This window comes from Pseudomonas sp. A0308 (genome assembly GCF_044218815.1).
Classification (GTDB): Bacteria; Pseudomonadota; Gammaproteobacteria; order Pseudomonadales; family Pseudomonadaceae; genus Aquipseudomonas; species Aquipseudomonas iridis.
Map to the genome: position 1 here is coordinate 5,464,515 of NZ_CP162581.1, position 15,209 is coordinate 5,479,723.

Annotated in this window: 13 protein-coding genes and 1 rRNA gene; 8 read left to right on the plus strand and 6 right to left on the minus strand. The window is 58.4% G+C overall.

Annotation, left to right across the window (positions count from 1 at the left end):
- Positions 1-4: 4 nt before the first annotated feature.
- Both rrf and mrdA read left to right on the plus strand, forming a co-directional pair.
- Positions 5-120 (plus strand): 5S ribosomal RNA (rrf, locus tag AB4P92_RS25335).
- A 219-nt stretch (positions 121-339) separates the two neighbouring features.
- Positions 340-2,232, plus strand: coding sequence for a penicillin-binding protein 2 (mrdA, locus tag AB4P92_RS25340; RefSeq protein ID WP_115147203.1), 1,893 nt, complete (start codon positions 340-342; stop codon positions 2,230-2,232).
- 12 nt (positions 2,233-2,244) lie between these two features.
- On the opposite strand, the gene AB4P92_RS25345 is transcribed toward mrdA, so the two are convergent.
- From AB4P92_RS25345 to AB4P92_RS25355, 3 genes are read right to left on the minus strand one after another with little or no spacing between them, the layout of a single operon-like run.
- Entirely contained in the window at positions 2,245-2,376 is a 132-nt protein-coding gene (locus AB4P92_RS25345; protein WP_258558318.1) for a hypothetical protein, read from the minus strand.
- Positions 2,377-2,384: 8 nt separating this feature from the next.
- Positions 2,385-2,789 carry a lysozyme inhibitor LprI family protein gene (locus AB4P92_RS25350; protein ID WP_042560184.1) on the minus strand — a complete coding sequence of 135 codons (405 nt, stop codon included), beginning with the start codon at positions 2,787-2,789 and terminating at the stop codon, positions 2,385-2,387.
- A 56-nt stretch (positions 2,790-2,845) separates the two neighbouring features.
- Positions 2,846-3,766: an ADP-ribosylglycohydrolase family protein gene (locus AB4P92_RS25355; protein WP_395598343.1), complete on the minus strand. Its 921-nt coding sequence runs from the start codon at positions 3,764-3,766 to the stop codon at positions 2,846-2,848.
- A gap of 197 nt (positions 3,767-3,963) precedes the next feature.
- On the opposite strand from AB4P92_RS25355, the gene AB4P92_RS25360 reads away from it, so the two are divergent.
- Together AB4P92_RS25360 and AB4P92_RS25365 are read left to right on the plus strand one after the other, a co-directional pair.
- The gene (locus AB4P92_RS25360; protein ID WP_042560182.1) at positions 3,964-4,452 is read left to right on the plus strand and encodes an SRPBCC family protein; all 489 of its coding nucleotides are present in this window, start codon (positions 3,964-3,966) and stop codon (positions 4,450-4,452) included.
- 7 nt (positions 4,453-4,459) lie between these two features.
- The gene (locus AB4P92_RS25365; protein ID WP_395599702.1) at positions 4,460-5,260 is read left to right on the plus strand and encodes an aminoglycoside phosphotransferase family protein; all 801 of its coding nucleotides are present in this window, start codon (positions 4,460-4,462) and stop codon (positions 5,258-5,260) included.
- Positions 5,261-5,548: 288 nt separating this feature from the next.
- Here AB4P92_RS25365 and acnA read toward each other — a convergent pair whose 3' ends face one another.
- Positions 5,549-8,290 (minus strand): aconitate hydratase AcnA, encoded by a 2,742-nt coding sequence (acnA, locus tag AB4P92_RS25370; protein WP_232392388.1) that lies wholly within the window; start codon positions 8,288-8,290, stop codon positions 5,549-5,551.
- Positions 8,291-8,512: 222 nt separating this feature from the next.
- On the opposite strand from acnA, the gene rlmM reads away from it, so the two are divergent.
- Both rlmM and tusA read left to right on the plus strand, forming a co-directional pair.
- The gene (gene rlmM / locus AB4P92_RS25375) at positions 8,513-9,586 is read left to right on the plus strand and encodes a 23S rRNA (cytidine(2498)-2'-O)-methyltransferase RlmM (RefSeq protein ID WP_042560180.1); all 1,074 of its coding nucleotides are present in this window, start codon (positions 8,513-8,515) and stop codon (positions 9,584-9,586) included.
- A 166-nt stretch (positions 9,587-9,752) separates the two neighbouring features.
- Positions 9,753-10,022, plus strand: coding sequence for a sulfurtransferase TusA (gene tusA, locus AB4P92_RS25380; RefSeq protein ID WP_261736044.1), 270 nt, complete (start codon positions 9,753-9,755; stop codon positions 10,020-10,022).
- Positions 10,023-10,140: 118 nt separating this feature from the next.
- Here tusA and AB4P92_RS25385 read toward each other — a convergent pair whose 3' ends face one another.
- Positions 10,141-11,550, minus strand: a complete 1,410-nt coding sequence (locus AB4P92_RS25385; protein ID WP_042560179.1) for an MATE family efflux transporter — start codon at positions 11,548-11,550, stop codon at positions 10,141-10,143.
- Between the two features lie 215 nt (positions 11,551-11,765).
- On the opposite strand from AB4P92_RS25385, the gene pdxB reads away from it, so the two are divergent.
- Positions 11,766-12,908 carry a 4-phosphoerythronate dehydrogenase PdxB gene (gene pdxB / locus AB4P92_RS25390; protein WP_261736045.1) on the plus strand — a complete coding sequence of 381 codons (1,143 nt, stop codon included), beginning with the start codon at positions 11,766-11,768 and terminating at the stop codon, positions 12,906-12,908.
- Between the two features lie 75 nt (positions 12,909-12,983).
- Here the strand turns inward: pdxB and AB4P92_RS25395 are convergent, their stop codons facing one another.
- The gene (locus AB4P92_RS25395; RefSeq protein ID WP_042560177.1) at positions 12,984-13,163 is read right to left on the minus strand and encodes a PA1571 family protein; all 180 of its coding nucleotides are present in this window, start codon (positions 13,161-13,163) and stop codon (positions 12,984-12,986) included.
- Positions 13,164-13,421: 258 nt separating this feature from the next.
- Between AB4P92_RS25395 and AB4P92_RS25400 the strand changes: the two genes are divergently transcribed.
- Positions 13,422-15,200 carry an ABC transporter transmembrane domain-containing protein gene (locus tag AB4P92_RS25400; protein WP_162184586.1) on the plus strand — a complete coding sequence of 593 codons (1,779 nt, stop codon included), beginning with the start codon at positions 13,422-13,424 and terminating at the stop codon, positions 15,198-15,200.
- Positions 15,201-15,209 lie beyond the last annotated feature (9 nt).

A 15,209-nucleotide genomic window follows, 5' to 3' on the forward strand; every position in this document is an offset into this window, starting at 1 on the left:
ATTTCTTGACGACCATAGAGCGTTGGAACCACCTGATCCCATCCCGAACTCAGCAGTGAAACGATGCATCGCCGATGGTAGTGTGGGGTTTCCCCATGTGAGAGTAGGTCATCGTCAAGATTAAATTCCGAAACCCCAATTGCGAAAGCAGTTGGGGTTTTGTTTTGCCCGCGAAAAAGTTCTCGGGTGAGTCGAACCCTGGCTTTCACAAGCGTTGCCATTGGGAAAAACCTTCTTAAGTGGCCGGGCAGTTTTTGTTATGGTGCAACTCGCTTTTTTCATGGACTGATTTTTCGCCAAAGGATAGGCACTCACTTATGCCAAAGAGTTGCTGTAGAAATGCCTGAACCCATCCCGATCAAGGATCACGAAAAAGAGACGCGTCTGGTCAACAAGCGGTTGATCGCCTGCGCCCTTTTTGTCTTCGCAGTCAGCTGCGCCCTGGTAGCGCGTCTGTACATCCTGCAAGTCGTGGAGTTCGACTACCACTCGACCATTTCCGAAAACAACCGTGTCCATGTCCTGCCGATCCCGCCAACACGCGGACTGATCTACGACCGAAACGGCGTGCTCCTGGCAGATAACCGTCCCAGCTACAATCTGACCATCACTCGCGAGCGCGCTATCGACGTCAATCAGGAGCTTGACGAGGTTATTGATCTCCTGCACCTCCCCGTCGAAGACCGCGCGGTGTTCGACAAAGCCATGAAACAGTCCCGTCATCCATTCACGCCGGTGACGCTGTTTTATGAACTGACCGAAGAACAGATTGCCGTTTTGGCAGTCAACGAGTTCCGTCTGCCTGGGCTTGATGTCGAGCCACAGTTCGTTCGACATTACCCGCTCGGCATGCACTTCGCTCACTCGATAGGCTATGTCGGCCGGATTAACGAAAAAGAATCCAAAACCCTCGACTCGGTGGAATACCGTGGCACTCAGTCCGTCGGCAAGACTGGCATCGAACGTTTCTACGAAGCCCAGTTACACGGGCACGTCGGTTATGAGGAGGTTGAAACCAATGCCCAGGGCAGGGTGTTACGTGTGCTCAAACACACTGACCCTGTACCCGGCAAAAACATCGTCCTGAGCCTTGACGTGAAACTGCAAGAAGCCGCCGAAGCCGCCTTGGGTGGTCGTCGTGGTTCGGTCGTGGCGCTGGATCCGTCCACCGGGGAAGTGCTGGCCATGGTCAGCAACCCGAGTTTCGACCCCAACCTGTTCGTCACTGGTATCAGCTCCAAAGAGTATTCGGCGCTGCGTGATTCTATTGACCGGCCACTGTTCAACCGCGTGTTGCGCGGCTTGTACGCACCGGGCTCGACCATCAAGCCAGAAGTAGCGATCGCGGGGCTCGATGCAGGCGTTGTCACACCGCAGACCCGAGTCTTCGATCCGGGTTACTACCAACTTCCGGACTTCGATCACAAGTACCGTAACTGGAACCACAGCGGCGACGGCTGGGTGGACATGGACGCTGCGATCATGCGTTCCAATGACACCTACTTCTATGACCTGGCGCACAAGCTTGGCATTGATCGCCTGCACGACTACATGGCCATGTTCGGTCTCGGCGAAAAAGTCTCGCTGGACATGTTTGAAGAGTCTCCTGGTCTGATGCCATCCCAAGCCTGGAAACGCACTACACGTCGACAAGCATGGTTCCCGGGAGAAACGGTGATTCTCGGCATTGGTCAGGGTTATATGCAGGTCACGCCGCTACAACTGGCACAGGCCACTGCACTGATCGCCAACAAAGGCGTGTGGAACCGCCCACACCTGGCCAAGACTGTCGATGGTGTGGCGCCGGTCGATCAGAATCCGATGCCGAACATTCTGCTTAAGGATCCGCGCGATTGGGAGCAGGTCAACCACGGCATGCAGATGGTAATGCACGATGCCCGGGGCATTGCCCGTGCGGCGGCGGCGGGTGCGCAATATCGTATCGCTGGTAAAAGTGGTACGGCACAAGTGGTAGCGATCAAGCAGGGTGAGCGCTACAACCGCGCGAAGACGCTCGAGCGCCACCGCGATAATGCCTTGTTCGTCGGCTTCGCCCCGGCGGAGCACCCGAAGATCGCGATTTCGGTAATGATAGAAAACGGTGAGGCCGGTGGTCGTGTCGCCGGGCCGGTGGTACGGCAAATCATGGATGCCTGGTTACTTGATCAGGACGGCCATCTCAAGCCGCAGTACGCGGCGCCGTCCAAAGCGCCGGGTGATCCGCACGTGTAACCGGCAACAGCATCACAGCACATGCTCACGCAGGCTGGGGCTGTGCTGGAAGTTGTCGAGGTCTACGCCTGCATGCAAAGGACTAGTTGCCGCAACCGTACCGACGCTATCGCTGGCTTGCCAGCGATAGCGTCTTGTAGTCACTACAACAATCAGGCCCCTGGCACCGGGCAACTCATGTCACCTTCTTCACACTTCAAGTACTGCTTCAACGCTTCAACCCGCACCTTGGTCACAGCGGTCATGCAATTGCTATAAATCAGCGGATACACACTTCCGCCCGTCACGCCCGAAGACGAAAACTTGCACTCGGCATCACGAAAACCGATCCATGCGCGTTGCGCACTGACCAGCAGCTTCTTGCCGTCAGGGTTGTCCTTCAAACGCCCGGTGATCTGCTGATACACAGCGTTCAATTCTTTGTCGGCAGCTTTGTAATCCTGCCCGGCGCACTGATTCATCGTCGCCTGATCACTGGCGTTGGCGCAGTCAACGGCGGCGTGGGTGAGGGTGGTGAATAGCAAAGGCGTCAGGGCCAGGAGCTGACGTGGGGACATGGAGATTCTCGCTGTGTCGAATGTAAGTGCAGAACAGTGTAGTGATTGCACAGGATCTATTCAGGTACTTGTTGTCTTGAGGCTTCCAGCAAGCGGTCCGCTGTAGCCGCAATCTCTTCACCGTCATGCAGCAGGTCCAGCCAATTGGCGGGAATGGCTCGAACGCCGTAGTGGGCGCCGGCCAGCTGGCCAACGATCGCTGCCGTGGTATCGGCGTCATCTCCCAGATTGGCGGCTTGCAGGATTGCTGCCGCAAAACTGTCGGTGTGCTGAAAACACCAAAGCGCTGCTTCCAGCGACCGGACGCAGTAGCCGCTACCGCAGATTTCGTCTATTGATTTCGTGAAATAGTTACCTCGAGCAATCTCCGCGACTTTCGGTTGGCTGAAGGTTGAGGCCGGCAAATAGCGCAGTTCTGTTTTGGACGCTCCAAGCAGAGCTTTGTTGATCAGCTCAGCCAACAGTTGGCAGCTTTCGATTGCCTCGGGTGCTGCGTGGGTGGTTTGCGAACTTTCGCTGGAGAATTTTCTGACCTTCCGGTCATCCGGGAAGTAAAACAGCACCACCGGTGCCAGTCGCATCAGAGAGCCGTTGCCAGCACTATCGGGCTCGGTCGACCCCGCAAAGGGCTCACCTGTTTGCTGGTATTGTGACAGCGCCTGACTGACGGTCATGCCGATATCAAAGCATTCGCCGGTCGAACTCAGGTAACCCCATTTCCACCAATTGAGATAGCGCCCCATTTGATCAGTGGCGTCGAAGCCGTTCTTGATCAACAGGCTTTCCGCCAGGCAGAGCGCCATCGAGGTGTCATCGGTCCACTGTCCAGGTTTGAGGTGGAAAGGACCGCCGCCGACCATGTCAGTCAATGGTTGGAATGAATGGCGTGGCTTGAACTCTACCGTGGTGCCGACCGCGTCGCCGCAAGCCAGACCTAGCAAGGCGCCACGATAACGTTCGGGGAGGGATGGCTGCATGATTCGTCCTTGTTCGGTTCAGCATCGATGGAAAAGGTATCAGCTTCACCCGCTGGGTTGTGGTGAAAATTGTTCGATTCACCAGTGGAAAATGCAGCCGGATGTTTCCTGTCTTTTGCACAGCTGAACCGCTTTGATACAACTTCACCTTGGACATGTGGTCATACAAGCCTACTGTTCAGAACAGGAGGTGACGTATGAAACCAGTACCCAATAGTTTCGAACGCAAAATCACGCTCAAGGCGTCGCGTTCACATGTCTGGCGTGCATTGGTTGATGCCGAGGCGTTTGGCCAGTGGTTTGGTGTGGCGCTGGAGGGCAGGCGTTTTATTGCCGGAGAATGGACGCAAGGGCAGGTCACGTATCCGGGTTATGAACATGTGTTGTGGAACGTATTGATCGAACGGGTCGAGCCCCAGCAATTGTTCTCGTTCCGATGGCATCCGTATGCGGTCAATCCGAAGATCGACTATTCCCAGGAACCGACAACGCTGGTCAGGTTCGAGCTGGAAGACTTCGAGGGTGGCACGTTGCTCAAGGTGTCTGAGTCCGGTTTCGCGCACATTCCCGACATCCGCCAGAAAGAGGCCTATTACATGGACAGCCGTGGCTGGGAAGAACAGTTGAGCAGGCTTGAACAGTTTCTCGCGGAAAGCGCCCGGGCACGTGAGCGTGACGGTGGTTGAGAGCGCGATCTTCGACCCTTGGCTCAAACGCTGGTCACTGGTGCCGGACGGGGCACCGATCATCACCCCCGGCAGCCGTTTGTTGCCGGTGCGCCTGGGTGATGCGCCCGCCATGCTGAAATTGGTCGATGATACGGATGAGAAGTACGGCAACCTGCTGATGATTTGGTGGGATGGCGACGGTGCCGCACGGGTGTTGGCTCATCATGAGGATGGCTTGCTGATGGAGCGGGCCACGGGCGGGCGTTCGTTGATGCACATGGCGATGAACGGCGAGGACGACGAAGCCAGCCGTATTCTGTGCAAAGCGTTGGCACGATTGCATACACCACGCGCGATGCCGGCACCGCCGCTGTTGGAGTTGACGCCGTGGTTTGCTTCTCTGCGAGTGGCGGCCGCACAAGAGGGCGGGCTCTACGCCTTGAGTCTGCAAACCGCCGAAGCCTTGCTTGCCGACCCGCAGGAGGAGGTGGTACTGCACGGTGACATGCACCACGACAACGTTCTCGATTTCGGTGCGCACGGCTGGCTGGCGATTGATCCGAAACGGGTGAGGGGAGAGCGCGGTTTCGACTACGCCAATCTGATCTGTAACCCGAATCTACCGAGCGCCAGCGACCCTGAGCGTCTCCAGCGACAAGTTGAAGTGATCGCCGAGGCCGCAGGGCTTGATCGTCGCCGACTGCTGCAATGGGTGCTGGCGTTTGCCGGATTGTCCGCTGCCTGGTTTCTGGAGGATGGCCTGCAGCATAGGGCCTCTGGGCAGTTGAAAGTCGCGCAAATCGCGGCGGGCATGCTCAATGCCTGACCCTTCTAAGGGTTTTCGGAAGTGCTTCTATGGCGAATGTCTTACACGCGATGGTAGCTATTACGACTATTGTCGATTGGATCCACCACGTAATCTACACCCATCAACTGAAGCACAGGGAGTACTTCAGGATCAAGGATGATCGACCATTGCAAGGATCGCTGCCGACAGGGAGTCGATAATGGTCTTGGGAAAAACCCGCTTCGGCGGGTTTTTTTTCGCCCCAAGAAAAGTACGGAACCTGTAGGAGCTGCCGAGCTCACGGCAGTTCCTACAGGGGGCACGCGTTTATGAAGCGATTAGCTGCCGCAGCACATAATGCAGAATCCCCCCTGACTTGAAGTACTCCACTTCATTCAGGGTATCGATGCGGCACAGCACTTCGATTTTCTCCTGTCGCCCGTCTTCACGAGTGATCACCAGAGGCAGGTTCATGCGTGGTGTCAGGGATACGCCGGTCAGGCCTTGAATCTCGAAGGTTTCCTTGCCCGTCAGGTTCAGACTCTTGCGATTCTGATCGAGTTTGAATTGCAGCGGCAAGACGCCCATGCCCACCAGGTTGGAACGGTGTATGCGCTCGAAGCTCTCGGCGATCACGGCTTTGACGCCCAGCAAATTGGTTCCTTTGGCCGCCCAGTCGCGGCTGGAGCCGGTGCCGTATTCTTGCCCGGCAATCACCACCAGCGGTGTTCCGGACGCCTGATAGCGCATGGCGGCATCGTAGATCGGCAGTTTCTCACCGGTCGGAATGTAGATCGTGTTGCCACCTTCTTCGCCGCTGAGCATCTCATTGCGTATACGAATGTTGGCGAAGGTACCGCGCATCATCACTTCGTGGTTGCCGCGACGTGAACCGTAAGAGTTGAAGTCCCGCGGCTCGACGCCTTTTTCGCGCAGATAACGCCCGGCCGGGCTGTCAGCCTTGATGTTGCCGGCAGGGGAAATGTGGTCGGTGGTCACCGAGTCGCCGAGCAGCGCCAACATCCGCGCCCCTTTCACATCCTTGATCTCTGGCAACGGGCCGGAAATGTCGTCGAAAAACGGTGGATGCTGGATGTAAGTCGAATCGTCCTGCCACACATAGGTGGCGGCCTGTGGCACCTCGATGGCTTGCCACTGTTCGTCACCGGCAAACACTTCGGCGTATTCCTTGTGGAACATGGCAGTGCTGACCTGACTCACCGCGTCGGCGACTTCCCGGCTGCTTGGCCAGATGTCACGCAGGTAAACCGGATTGCCCTGTTGGTCATTGCCCAGCGGTTCGCTACTGATGTCGGTACGAACCGTGCCAGCCAAGGCATAAGCCACCACCAGCGGTGGCGAGGCCAGCCAGTTGGTTTTCACCAGTGGGTGCACGCGACCTTCAAAGTTGCGGTTGCCGGACAGCACCGAAGCGACGGCGAGGTCAGCTTTCTGGATGGCTTTTTCGATCGGTTCCGGCAATGGCCCGGAGTTACCGATGCAGGTGGTGCACCCATAGCCGACCAGCGAAAAACCAAGCTGGTCGAGGTATTGCGTCAGCCCCGCCGCCTTGTAGTAATCAGTGACCACTTTCGAACCTGGCGCCAGCGAACTCTTTACCCACGGTTTGCGCGTCAGGCCTTTCTCCACGGCTTTTTTCGCCAAGAGCCCAGCAGCCATCATCACACTCGGGTTGGAAGTGTTGGTACACGACGTGATCGCAGCGATGACCACCGCGCCGTTTTTCAGGCGATAGGTGTGGCCGTCGTGTTCATACTCCGTTTCGCCGACCAGATCGGCATTGCCCACCGCGACGCCGCCACCGCCCTCGCTTTCCAGGCGTCCTTCTTCCTTGCTCGTCGGTTTGAATTGCAGGTCAAGGAAGTCACTGAAGGCTTGTGCGACATTTGGCAGCGAGACGCGGTCTTGCGGGCGTTTCGGCCCTGCCAGGCTGGCCTCGACGCTGCCCATGTCCAGCGCCAGACTGTCGGTGAACACCGGCTCCTGACCGGGCAGACGCCACAACCCCTGGGCCTTGGTATACGCCTCCACCAGTTTCACCACTTCCGTTGGCCGTCCGGACAGACGCAGGTACTCCAGCGTTACGTCATCGACCGGGAAGAAGCCGCATGTCGCACCGTATTCCGGGGCCATGTTGGCGATGGTCGCACGGTCGGCCAGCGGCAGGTCGGCGAGGCCATCACCATAAAACTCGACAAATTTGCCGACCACGCCTTTCTTGCGCAGCATCTGCGTAACGGTCAGCACCAGGTCGGTGGCGGTGATGCCTTCCTTGAGTTTGCCGGTGAGTTTGAAGCCAATCACTTCCGGAATCAGCATCGACACCGGTTGCCCGAGCATCGCCGCTTCCGCTTCGATCCCGCCGACACCCCAGCCGAGCACGCCGAGGCCGTTGATCATGGTGGTGTGGGAGTCGGTGCCAACCAGCGTGTCGGGAAAGGCGTAGGTGCGGCCGTCTTCATCCTTGGTCCACACGGTGCGGCCGAGGTATTCGAGGTTGACCTGGTGGCAGATCCCGGTGCCCGGCGGCACTACGCTGAAGTTGTCAAAGGCACTTTGCCCCCAGCGCAGGAAGGCATAGCGTTCGCCGTTGCGCTGCATTTCGATGTCGACGTTCTGCTCAAATGCGCTGGGCGTGGCGAACTTGTCGACCATCACCGAGTGGTCGATCACCAGATCCACCGGGGATAGCGGATTGATTCGCTGCGGATCGCCGCCGGCCTTGGCCATGGCCGCGCGCATCGCCGCGAGGTCGACCACGGCAGGGACGCCGGTAAAATCCTGCATCAATACGCGGGCAGGGCGGTACTGGATTTCCCGGTCGGAGCGACGCTCCTTGAGCCACGCAGCAATTGCCTTGAGGTCGGCGCCGGTGACAGTTTTTTCATCTTCCCAGCGCAGCAGGTTTTCCAGCAGGACTTTCAGCGACATTGGCAGTTTGTCGATATTACCCAAGCTTTTGGCAGCATCCGGCAAACTGAAATAGTGGTAGGTTTTGTCGTCAATTTTTAGTGTTTTAAGGGTCTTCAGGCTATCTAGGGACGGCATTGCAATCACTCCTTTGAATCCGCACTGCTACGGATTGAGGGGACGGGCAGAGCTATCAACGTAGCCCTGTTTTCATTAGCTGGCTAATAACTGGACTCTATGAAGAGAACCAAGGTTCCGACATCGGCTATCATGCGCCGGTTTTCGTGACAGGCTTTGCTTCAACGCAAGGCCTGAGCATCGCGCAGGGGCCGAATGTTCGCCCGCTGCTCAGGAGTAAGAATGAACACCCTATTCATGCATTGCCGGCCAGGTTTCGAAGGCGAAGTCTGCTCGGAGATTTCCGACCTTGCTGCCCAGTTGAACGTGTCCGGTTACGCCAAGGCGAAAACCGCCACTGCGTACGCGGAGTTTGTCTGCACCGAAGAAGACGGCGCCGAGCGTCTGATGCGCGGTCAGCGTTTCGCCGAGCTGATCTTCCCGCGCCAATGGGCGCGCGGCGTTTTCATTGATCTGCCGGAAACCGACCGCATCAGCGTGATCCTCGCGCACATGGCCGAATTCCCGGTGTGCGGCAGTCTGTGGCTGGAGGTCGTCGATACCAACGATGGCAAAGAGCTGTCGAACTTCTGCAAGAAATTCGAAGGCCCGCTGCGCAAGGCGCTGACGGGTGCCGGCAAACTGGTTGAAGACGCAAACAAGCCGCGTCTGTTGCTGACATTCAAAAGCGGCCGTGAAGTATTTCTGGGTATGGCTGATGCCGGTAACTCGGCGATGTGGCCAATGGGCATTCCCCGCCTGAAGTTTCCGCGTGAGGCTCCAAGCCGTTCGACGTTGAAGCTGGAAGAAGCCTGGCACCATTTCATCCCGCGTGATCAGTGGGAAGATCGTTTGCACAGTGACATGACCGGCGTTGACCTTGGTGCAGCGCCCGGTGGCTGGACCTGGCAACTGGTCAACCGCGGCATGCTGGTGACCGCTATCGACAACGGCCCCATGGCCGAAAGCCTGATGGAGACCGGCCTGGTGCAACACTTGATGGCGGACGGTTTCACCTTCAAGCCCAAGCAGCCGGTGGACTGGATGGTCTGTGACATCGTCGAGAAACCGGCGCGTAATGCGGCAATGCTCGAAGAATGGATCGGCGAAGGGCATTGCCGCGAGGCGGTGGTCAACTTGAAACTGCCGATGAAGCAGCGTTATGCCGAAGTGAAGCGTTTGCTTGAGCGCATTGCCGATGGTTTCAAGGCGCGCGGGATCAAGGTCGATATCGGCTGCAAGCAGCTGTATCACGATCGTGAGGAAGTGACCTGCCATCTGCGCCGGCATGACGTGAAGAAAACCAAATCCCGCTAAATGCACACGCCCTCCCGGTAGGAGATGCCGCAGGCTGCGATATTTTGATCTTTCAAAAAGCAAAGATCGCAGCCTGCGGCAGCTCCTACAGGGGATTAGTGCGAAGCCACAGGTGACCGAGCACCCGGCAATGCGCGACAATGCCGGCCAGTTTCAGGAGTTAATCATGAGTGAAATGATCGATACGCCGGTCGACGGCACCCTCGACGCTACCGGCCTCAATTGCCCGGAGCCGGTAATGATGTTGCACCAGCACATCCGTGATCTGGTACCCGGTGGCCTGCTCAAGGTGATCGCTACGGATCCCTCGACCCGCCGCGACATTCCCAAGTTTTGCGTGTTTCTCGACCATGAACTGGTCGGCCAGCACGAAGACGCCGGGACTTATCTGTACTGGATCCGCAAAAAACAAGCCGGAGCCTCAGGCCAACGCTAAACCAAATGTGGGAGCCAGCCTGCTGGCGATGTGGTAGTCAATTCAACGTCTATGTTGACCGACTCTCCATCATCGCCAGCAGGCTGGCTCCCACATTTTTTGTCTCGCGTAAAAGGACTCAGCCCAGCGAGCGACTGATCCGAATGCGCTTGCGCGCGCTGCGAGTCAAGCGGATCGACAGCATCAGCGCGGCGCAGCTCAGGCCGACGATAAGACCCTGCCACAACCCGCTCGGGCCACGCGGCTCGCCGAGCCAGTCGGTCAGGCCGAGGGCGTAACCCACTGGCAGGCCGATGCCCCAATAGGCGAACAGCGTCAGGATCATCGTTACTCGCGTGTCCTGATAACCGCGCAGCGCGCCGGCAGCGGTGACCTGGATCGCGTCGGAGAACTGGAACAGCGCCGAATACACAATCAGCATCGCCGCGATATGAATCACTGTCGGGTCAGCCGTGTAAATCGCCGCAATCGGCTCACGCAGCAACAACATCATGCTCGCCGAGAGACACGCATAGGCCAGTGCAGTCCCCATGCCGACGCCGGCGGCGAAACGCGCCTCGCGTGGTTCCTCACGGCCCAGGGCCTGACCGACGCGCACGGTCACGGCCATGCCCAGCGAATAAGGAATCATGAACACCAGTGAGCTGACGTTCAGCGCAATCTGGTGCCCGGCGACCACGGTAGCGCCGAGGCTGCCGATCAACAGCGCGATCACCGCGAAGATGCTCGACTCGGCAAACACCGCGATGCCGATTGGCAAACCGATGGCCAGCAGACGCTTGATCACCGCCCACTGCGGCCAATCGAAACGGCTGAACAATTCACTCGAACGATACGCCGGGGCCCAGCGCTCATAACCTGCCAGACCCAGCGCCATCACCCACATCACGATCGCCGTGGCCCAGCCGCAACCGACGCCGCCCATGGCCGGCACGCCAAAGTGGCCATAGATGAAGATGTAGTTCAGGGGAATATTCAGCGCCAGCCCGCATAAACCCAGCACCATCGCCGGGCGAGTACGACCGAGGCCGTCACTGAAGCAGCGCAGCACATGATAGAACGCCACCGCCGGCAAACCGCTGGCTATGCCATGCAAGTACTGCATGCACGGGCCGATCAGCTCGGGATCGACATTCATCAAATGCAGAATCGGCTCTGCGGCAACCAGCATCGCGGTAGCGATCAAGCCCACTACCAGCGCCAGCCACAATGCCTGGCGCACGATCGGACCGATCTCGCCGTGGGTACCGGCGCCGTAGCGCTGGGCGACTTTGGGAGTGGTGGCCAGCAGGGTGCCGGTCATCAACAGAAATACCGGCACCCAGATCGAGTTGCCCAGTGCTACCGCCGCCAGGTCCTTGGGACCGACGCGCCCGGCCATCACCGCATCGACAAAGCCCATGGCCGTAGTTGCCAGTTGCGCGATGATGATCGGCACCGCCAGGGCAAGCAGAGTCTTGAACTCCAGGCGAATCCGCGCGGGGCGGGAGAGGGAGAGGGCGACAGGTTGGTCAGTTACAGGATTCACAGGCAAAGCGTCCACAGATGTTGATGCGCAAGGCGGCGCATTCTACGCCGCTGACGTGTTGGTCAGGAAAAATCCTGTGTTGCGGATTTGTAATCACTCATGGCTTTGCGCCGTCCTCGCCACAGGGCGCATGTCGTTGTCGTGATTGGAATCAAACCCCGCTGGCCCAACCGCGTATCTGCACCTAAACTGCCGATCCGCCCAAGGAGCCCGCCATGCTGATTGTTGCTGACGAAAATATCCCGCTGCTCGATGCCTTTTTTGCCGGTTTTGGCGAGATCCGCCGAGTGCCCGGCCGTTCCATTGACCGTGCGACGGTCGAGCAGGCCGACGTGTTATTGGTGCGTTCGGTGACCAACGTCAACCGCGCGCTGCTCGTGGGCAGCAAGGTTCGCTTCGTTGGCACCTGCACCATCGGCACCGATCACCTGGATCTCGAATATTTCAACGAGGCGGGCATCACCTGGTCGAGCGCGCCCGGTTGCAATGCCCGAGGCGTGGTCGACTATGTGCTCGGCAGCCTGATGACGCTTGCCGAAATCGAGGGCGTTGATCTGACTCAGCGTACTTATGGTGTCGTCGGCGCCGGTGAGGTCGGGGGGCGCCTGATCAACGTCTTGAAGGGCCTGGGCTGGAACGTGAAAGTCTGTGATCCGCCACGTCAGGCTGCCGAGGGGGGGGATTACGTCAGCCTGGAGCAGATCATCGAACAGTGCGACGTGATCAGCCTGCACACACCGCTGACCCGCAGCGGTAACAGTGCGACTTGGCACCTGTTCGATCAACAACGTTTGCAGCAACTCAAACCTGGCACCTGGTTGATCAACGCAGCGCGAGGGCCGGTCGTGGATAACGCTGCGCTACGCGAAGTGCTACTGGAGCGCGAAGACCTGCAAGCGGTGCTCGATGTCTGGGAGGCCGAACCCGAGGTCGATGTGGCTCTTGCCGAACTCTGTGTGCTGGCCACGCCGCACATTGCCGGTTACAGCCTCGACGGCAAGCAGCGCGGCACGGCGCAGATTTATCAAGCGTACTGCGAGTTCATTGATCAGCCTGCGAGCATCCAGCTCAATGACCTGCTGCCGGCGCCGTGGTTGTCGCAAGTAACCTTGCATGCCGACAGTGATCCGGCCTGGGCGTTGGCGATGTTGTGCCGTGGCGTGTACGACCCACGCCGGGATGACGCGGATTTTCGCCGCAGTCTTGTAGGCAATGTCGCCGAGCAACGTGCGGCGTTCGATGTTTTGCGCAAGCAGTATCCGGTTCGGCGCGAGATTGAAGGGTTGAAAGTACGGATCGAGGGGCATTCGCCAACGTTGCGCCAGATCGTGACAGCGCTCGGAGCAGTAGCTCTCTAGCCCATTCCCCTGTAGGGCGGAAGAAGGCATAAAAAACCCGGCCAGATGGGCCGGGTCAGGAAGACGGTGGCTATATCACTCTTGTTCGGCAGGCTTGACCAATCGCTTCTCCAGTTCGCGGCAAGCGTCCTGGATCATGTCTTCAGTGATCGGTACTTCGCGGCCTTTTTCATCAATAATCGAGCAACCCAGAGTCTGGCCGGGTTTGGTACGGATCACTTGAATCTTGTCTTCGCTGCTTTGTTGCAAGGACATGGCCTGTCTCCTCATCAGGTTGTGCGCCTAGGTTAAAACCCCCACGTGACCGGGCTGTGACAGCTCCCTGCGATCCGTCGGCGGCGGCATCTCTACTCAACCAGAAATGACCGCTTGCCTCAATCGGGACTTTAGACCAATAGCAACTATGGCCTAGTCTTTGGGGGCATATTTAAACTGACTCATTGTGATTTACAGAGTTCCACCCCATTTGAGTGTGTAGGCTGGCCCTATCCATAAGCACACGTGTGAACCCGAATGATCTCGATGCTTTCCTCGCGGCACCGGCGCGCCTTGCGCCTGACCAGTCATTTCCTCGTGCCTTATCGCTGGCAGGCCTTCGGTGCGCTGCTCGCATTGATCGTCACCGCCGGCATCACCTTATCCATGGGGCAGGGCATCAAGTTGTTGGTTGATCAGGGTTTCATGACCCAATCGGCGGATTTGCTCAACCAATCCATTGGACTGTTCATGCTGTTGGTCCTGGGCCTCGCGGTCGGCACCTTCGCCCGGTTTTATCTGGTCTCCTGGATCGGCGAACGTGTCGTCGCCGACATCCGTCGACAGGTGTTCAACCACCTGGTGTACCTGCATCCCGGTTTTTACGAAGACAATCGCAGCTCGGAAATCCAGTCACGCCTGACAGCAGATACGACATTGCTGCAATCGGTGATCGGCTCGTCGCTTTCGCTGTTTCTACGCAATCTGTTGATGGTGATCGGCGGCATCGTTCTGCTGTTCATCACCAATCCCAAACTCACCAGCATCGTGGTGATCGCGCTACCGCTGGTGATTGCACCGATCCTGATTTTTGGTCGACGTGTGCGCAATCTGTCGCGACAGAGCCAGGACCGGATCGCCGACATTGGCAGCTATGTGTCCGAAACCCTCGGCCAGATCAAAACCGTGCAGGCGTACAACCATCAAATACAGGACGAGCAACGTTTTGCCTCAACGGTCGAGCAGGCTTTCGAGACCGCACGCAAACGGATCTTCCAGCGTGCCTGGCTGATTACATTGGTGATCGTGCTGGTGCTTGGCGCTGTCGCGGTGATGTTGTGGGTCGGTGGTATGGACGTGATCGCCGGGCGGATTTCTGCCGGTGAACTGGCGGCGTTTGTGTTCTACAGCCTGATCGTCGGCAGCGCGTTTGGTACGTTGAGTGAGGTGATCGGCGAGCTTCAGCGCGCTGCGGGTGCCGCCGAGCGGATTGCTGAATTGCTGCGTTCGGAAAATATCATCCAGCCACCGAAGACTGGATTGGTGACATTGCCCGCGCGCGTGCGCGGTGAGCTGGAATTGCAGGATGTGTGCTTTGCCTACCCCTCGCGTCCAGAAAGCTTCGCAGTCGATGGCTTGAATCTCACGGTCAGGGCCGGCGAAACCCTGGCGCTGGTAGGACCGTCCGGCGCGGGTAAATCCACGGTGTATGACTTGCTGCTGCGCTTTTACGATCCTCGTGAGGGGCGGATTCTGCTGGACGGCGTGCCGCTGACCAGCCTCGACCCGCTGGATCTGCGCCGTTGTTTTGCCCTGGTTTCACAAACGCCAGCACTGTTTTTCGGCAGCGTGGAGGAGAATATCCGCTATGGCTGCCCAACGGCCACGCTTGAGCAGGTCAAGGAAGCGGCGAGAATCGCCCACGCCCACGACTTCATCGAGCAAATGCCTGACGGCTACCAGACACATTTGGGCGACGGCGGGCTTGGACTTTCCGGCGGCCAACGCCAGCGTCTGGCCATCGCTCGGGCGTTGCTGGTCGACGCGCCGATTCTGTTGCTGGACGAAGCCACCAGCGCCCTTGATGCGCAAAGCGAACACCTGATCCAGCAAGCCTTGCCGAACCTGATGCAAAACCGCACCACGCTGGTCATTGCCCATCGCTTGGCCACCGTAAAAAATGCCGACCGGATCGCGGTGATGGATCAAGGCAAACTGGTTGCGGTGGGTACACATCAGGAATTGATTGCGAGCAATCCGTTGTATGCGCGGTTGGCGGCGTTGCAGTTCAACGATGGACAGGCGGCCGTCGTGTAGGCGCGGCCC

Coding starts and splice junctions, on each gene's coding strand:
- mrdA (WP_115147203.1), top strand. CDS start 340: ATGCCTGAACCCATCCCGATCAAGGATCACGAAAAAGAGACGCGTCTG.
- AB4P92_RS25350 (WP_042560184.1), bottom strand. CDS start 2,789: ATGTCCCCACGTCAGCTCCTGGCCCTGACGCCTTTGCTATTCACCACC.
- AB4P92_RS25355 (WP_395598343.1), bottom strand. CDS start 3,766: ATGCAGCCATCCCTCCCCGAACGTTATCGTGGCGCCTTGCTAGGTCTG.
- AB4P92_RS25360 (WP_042560182.1), top strand. CDS start 3,964: ATGAAACCAGTACCCAATAGTTTCGAACGCAAAATCACGCTCAAGGCG.
- acnA (WP_232392388.1), bottom strand. CDS start 8,290: ATGCCGTCCCTAGATAGCCTGAAGACCCTTAAAACACTAAAAATTGAC.
- rlmM (WP_042560180.1), top strand. CDS start 8,513: ATGAACACCCTATTCATGCATTGCCGGCCAGGTTTCGAAGGCGAAGTC.
- tusA (WP_261736044.1), top strand. CDS start 9,753: ATGAGTGAAATGATCGATACGCCGGTCGACGGCACCCTCGACGCTACC.
- pdxB (WP_261736045.1), top strand. CDS start 11,766: ATGCTGATTGTTGCTGACGAAAATATCCCGCTGCTCGATGCCTTTTTT.
- AB4P92_RS25395 (WP_042560177.1), bottom strand. CDS start 13,163: ATGTCCTTGCAACAAAGCAGCGAAGACAAGATTCAAGTGATCCGTACC.
- AB4P92_RS25400 (WP_162184586.1), top strand. CDS start 13,422: ATGATCTCGATGCTTTCCTCGCGGCACCGGCGCGCCTTGCGCCTGACC.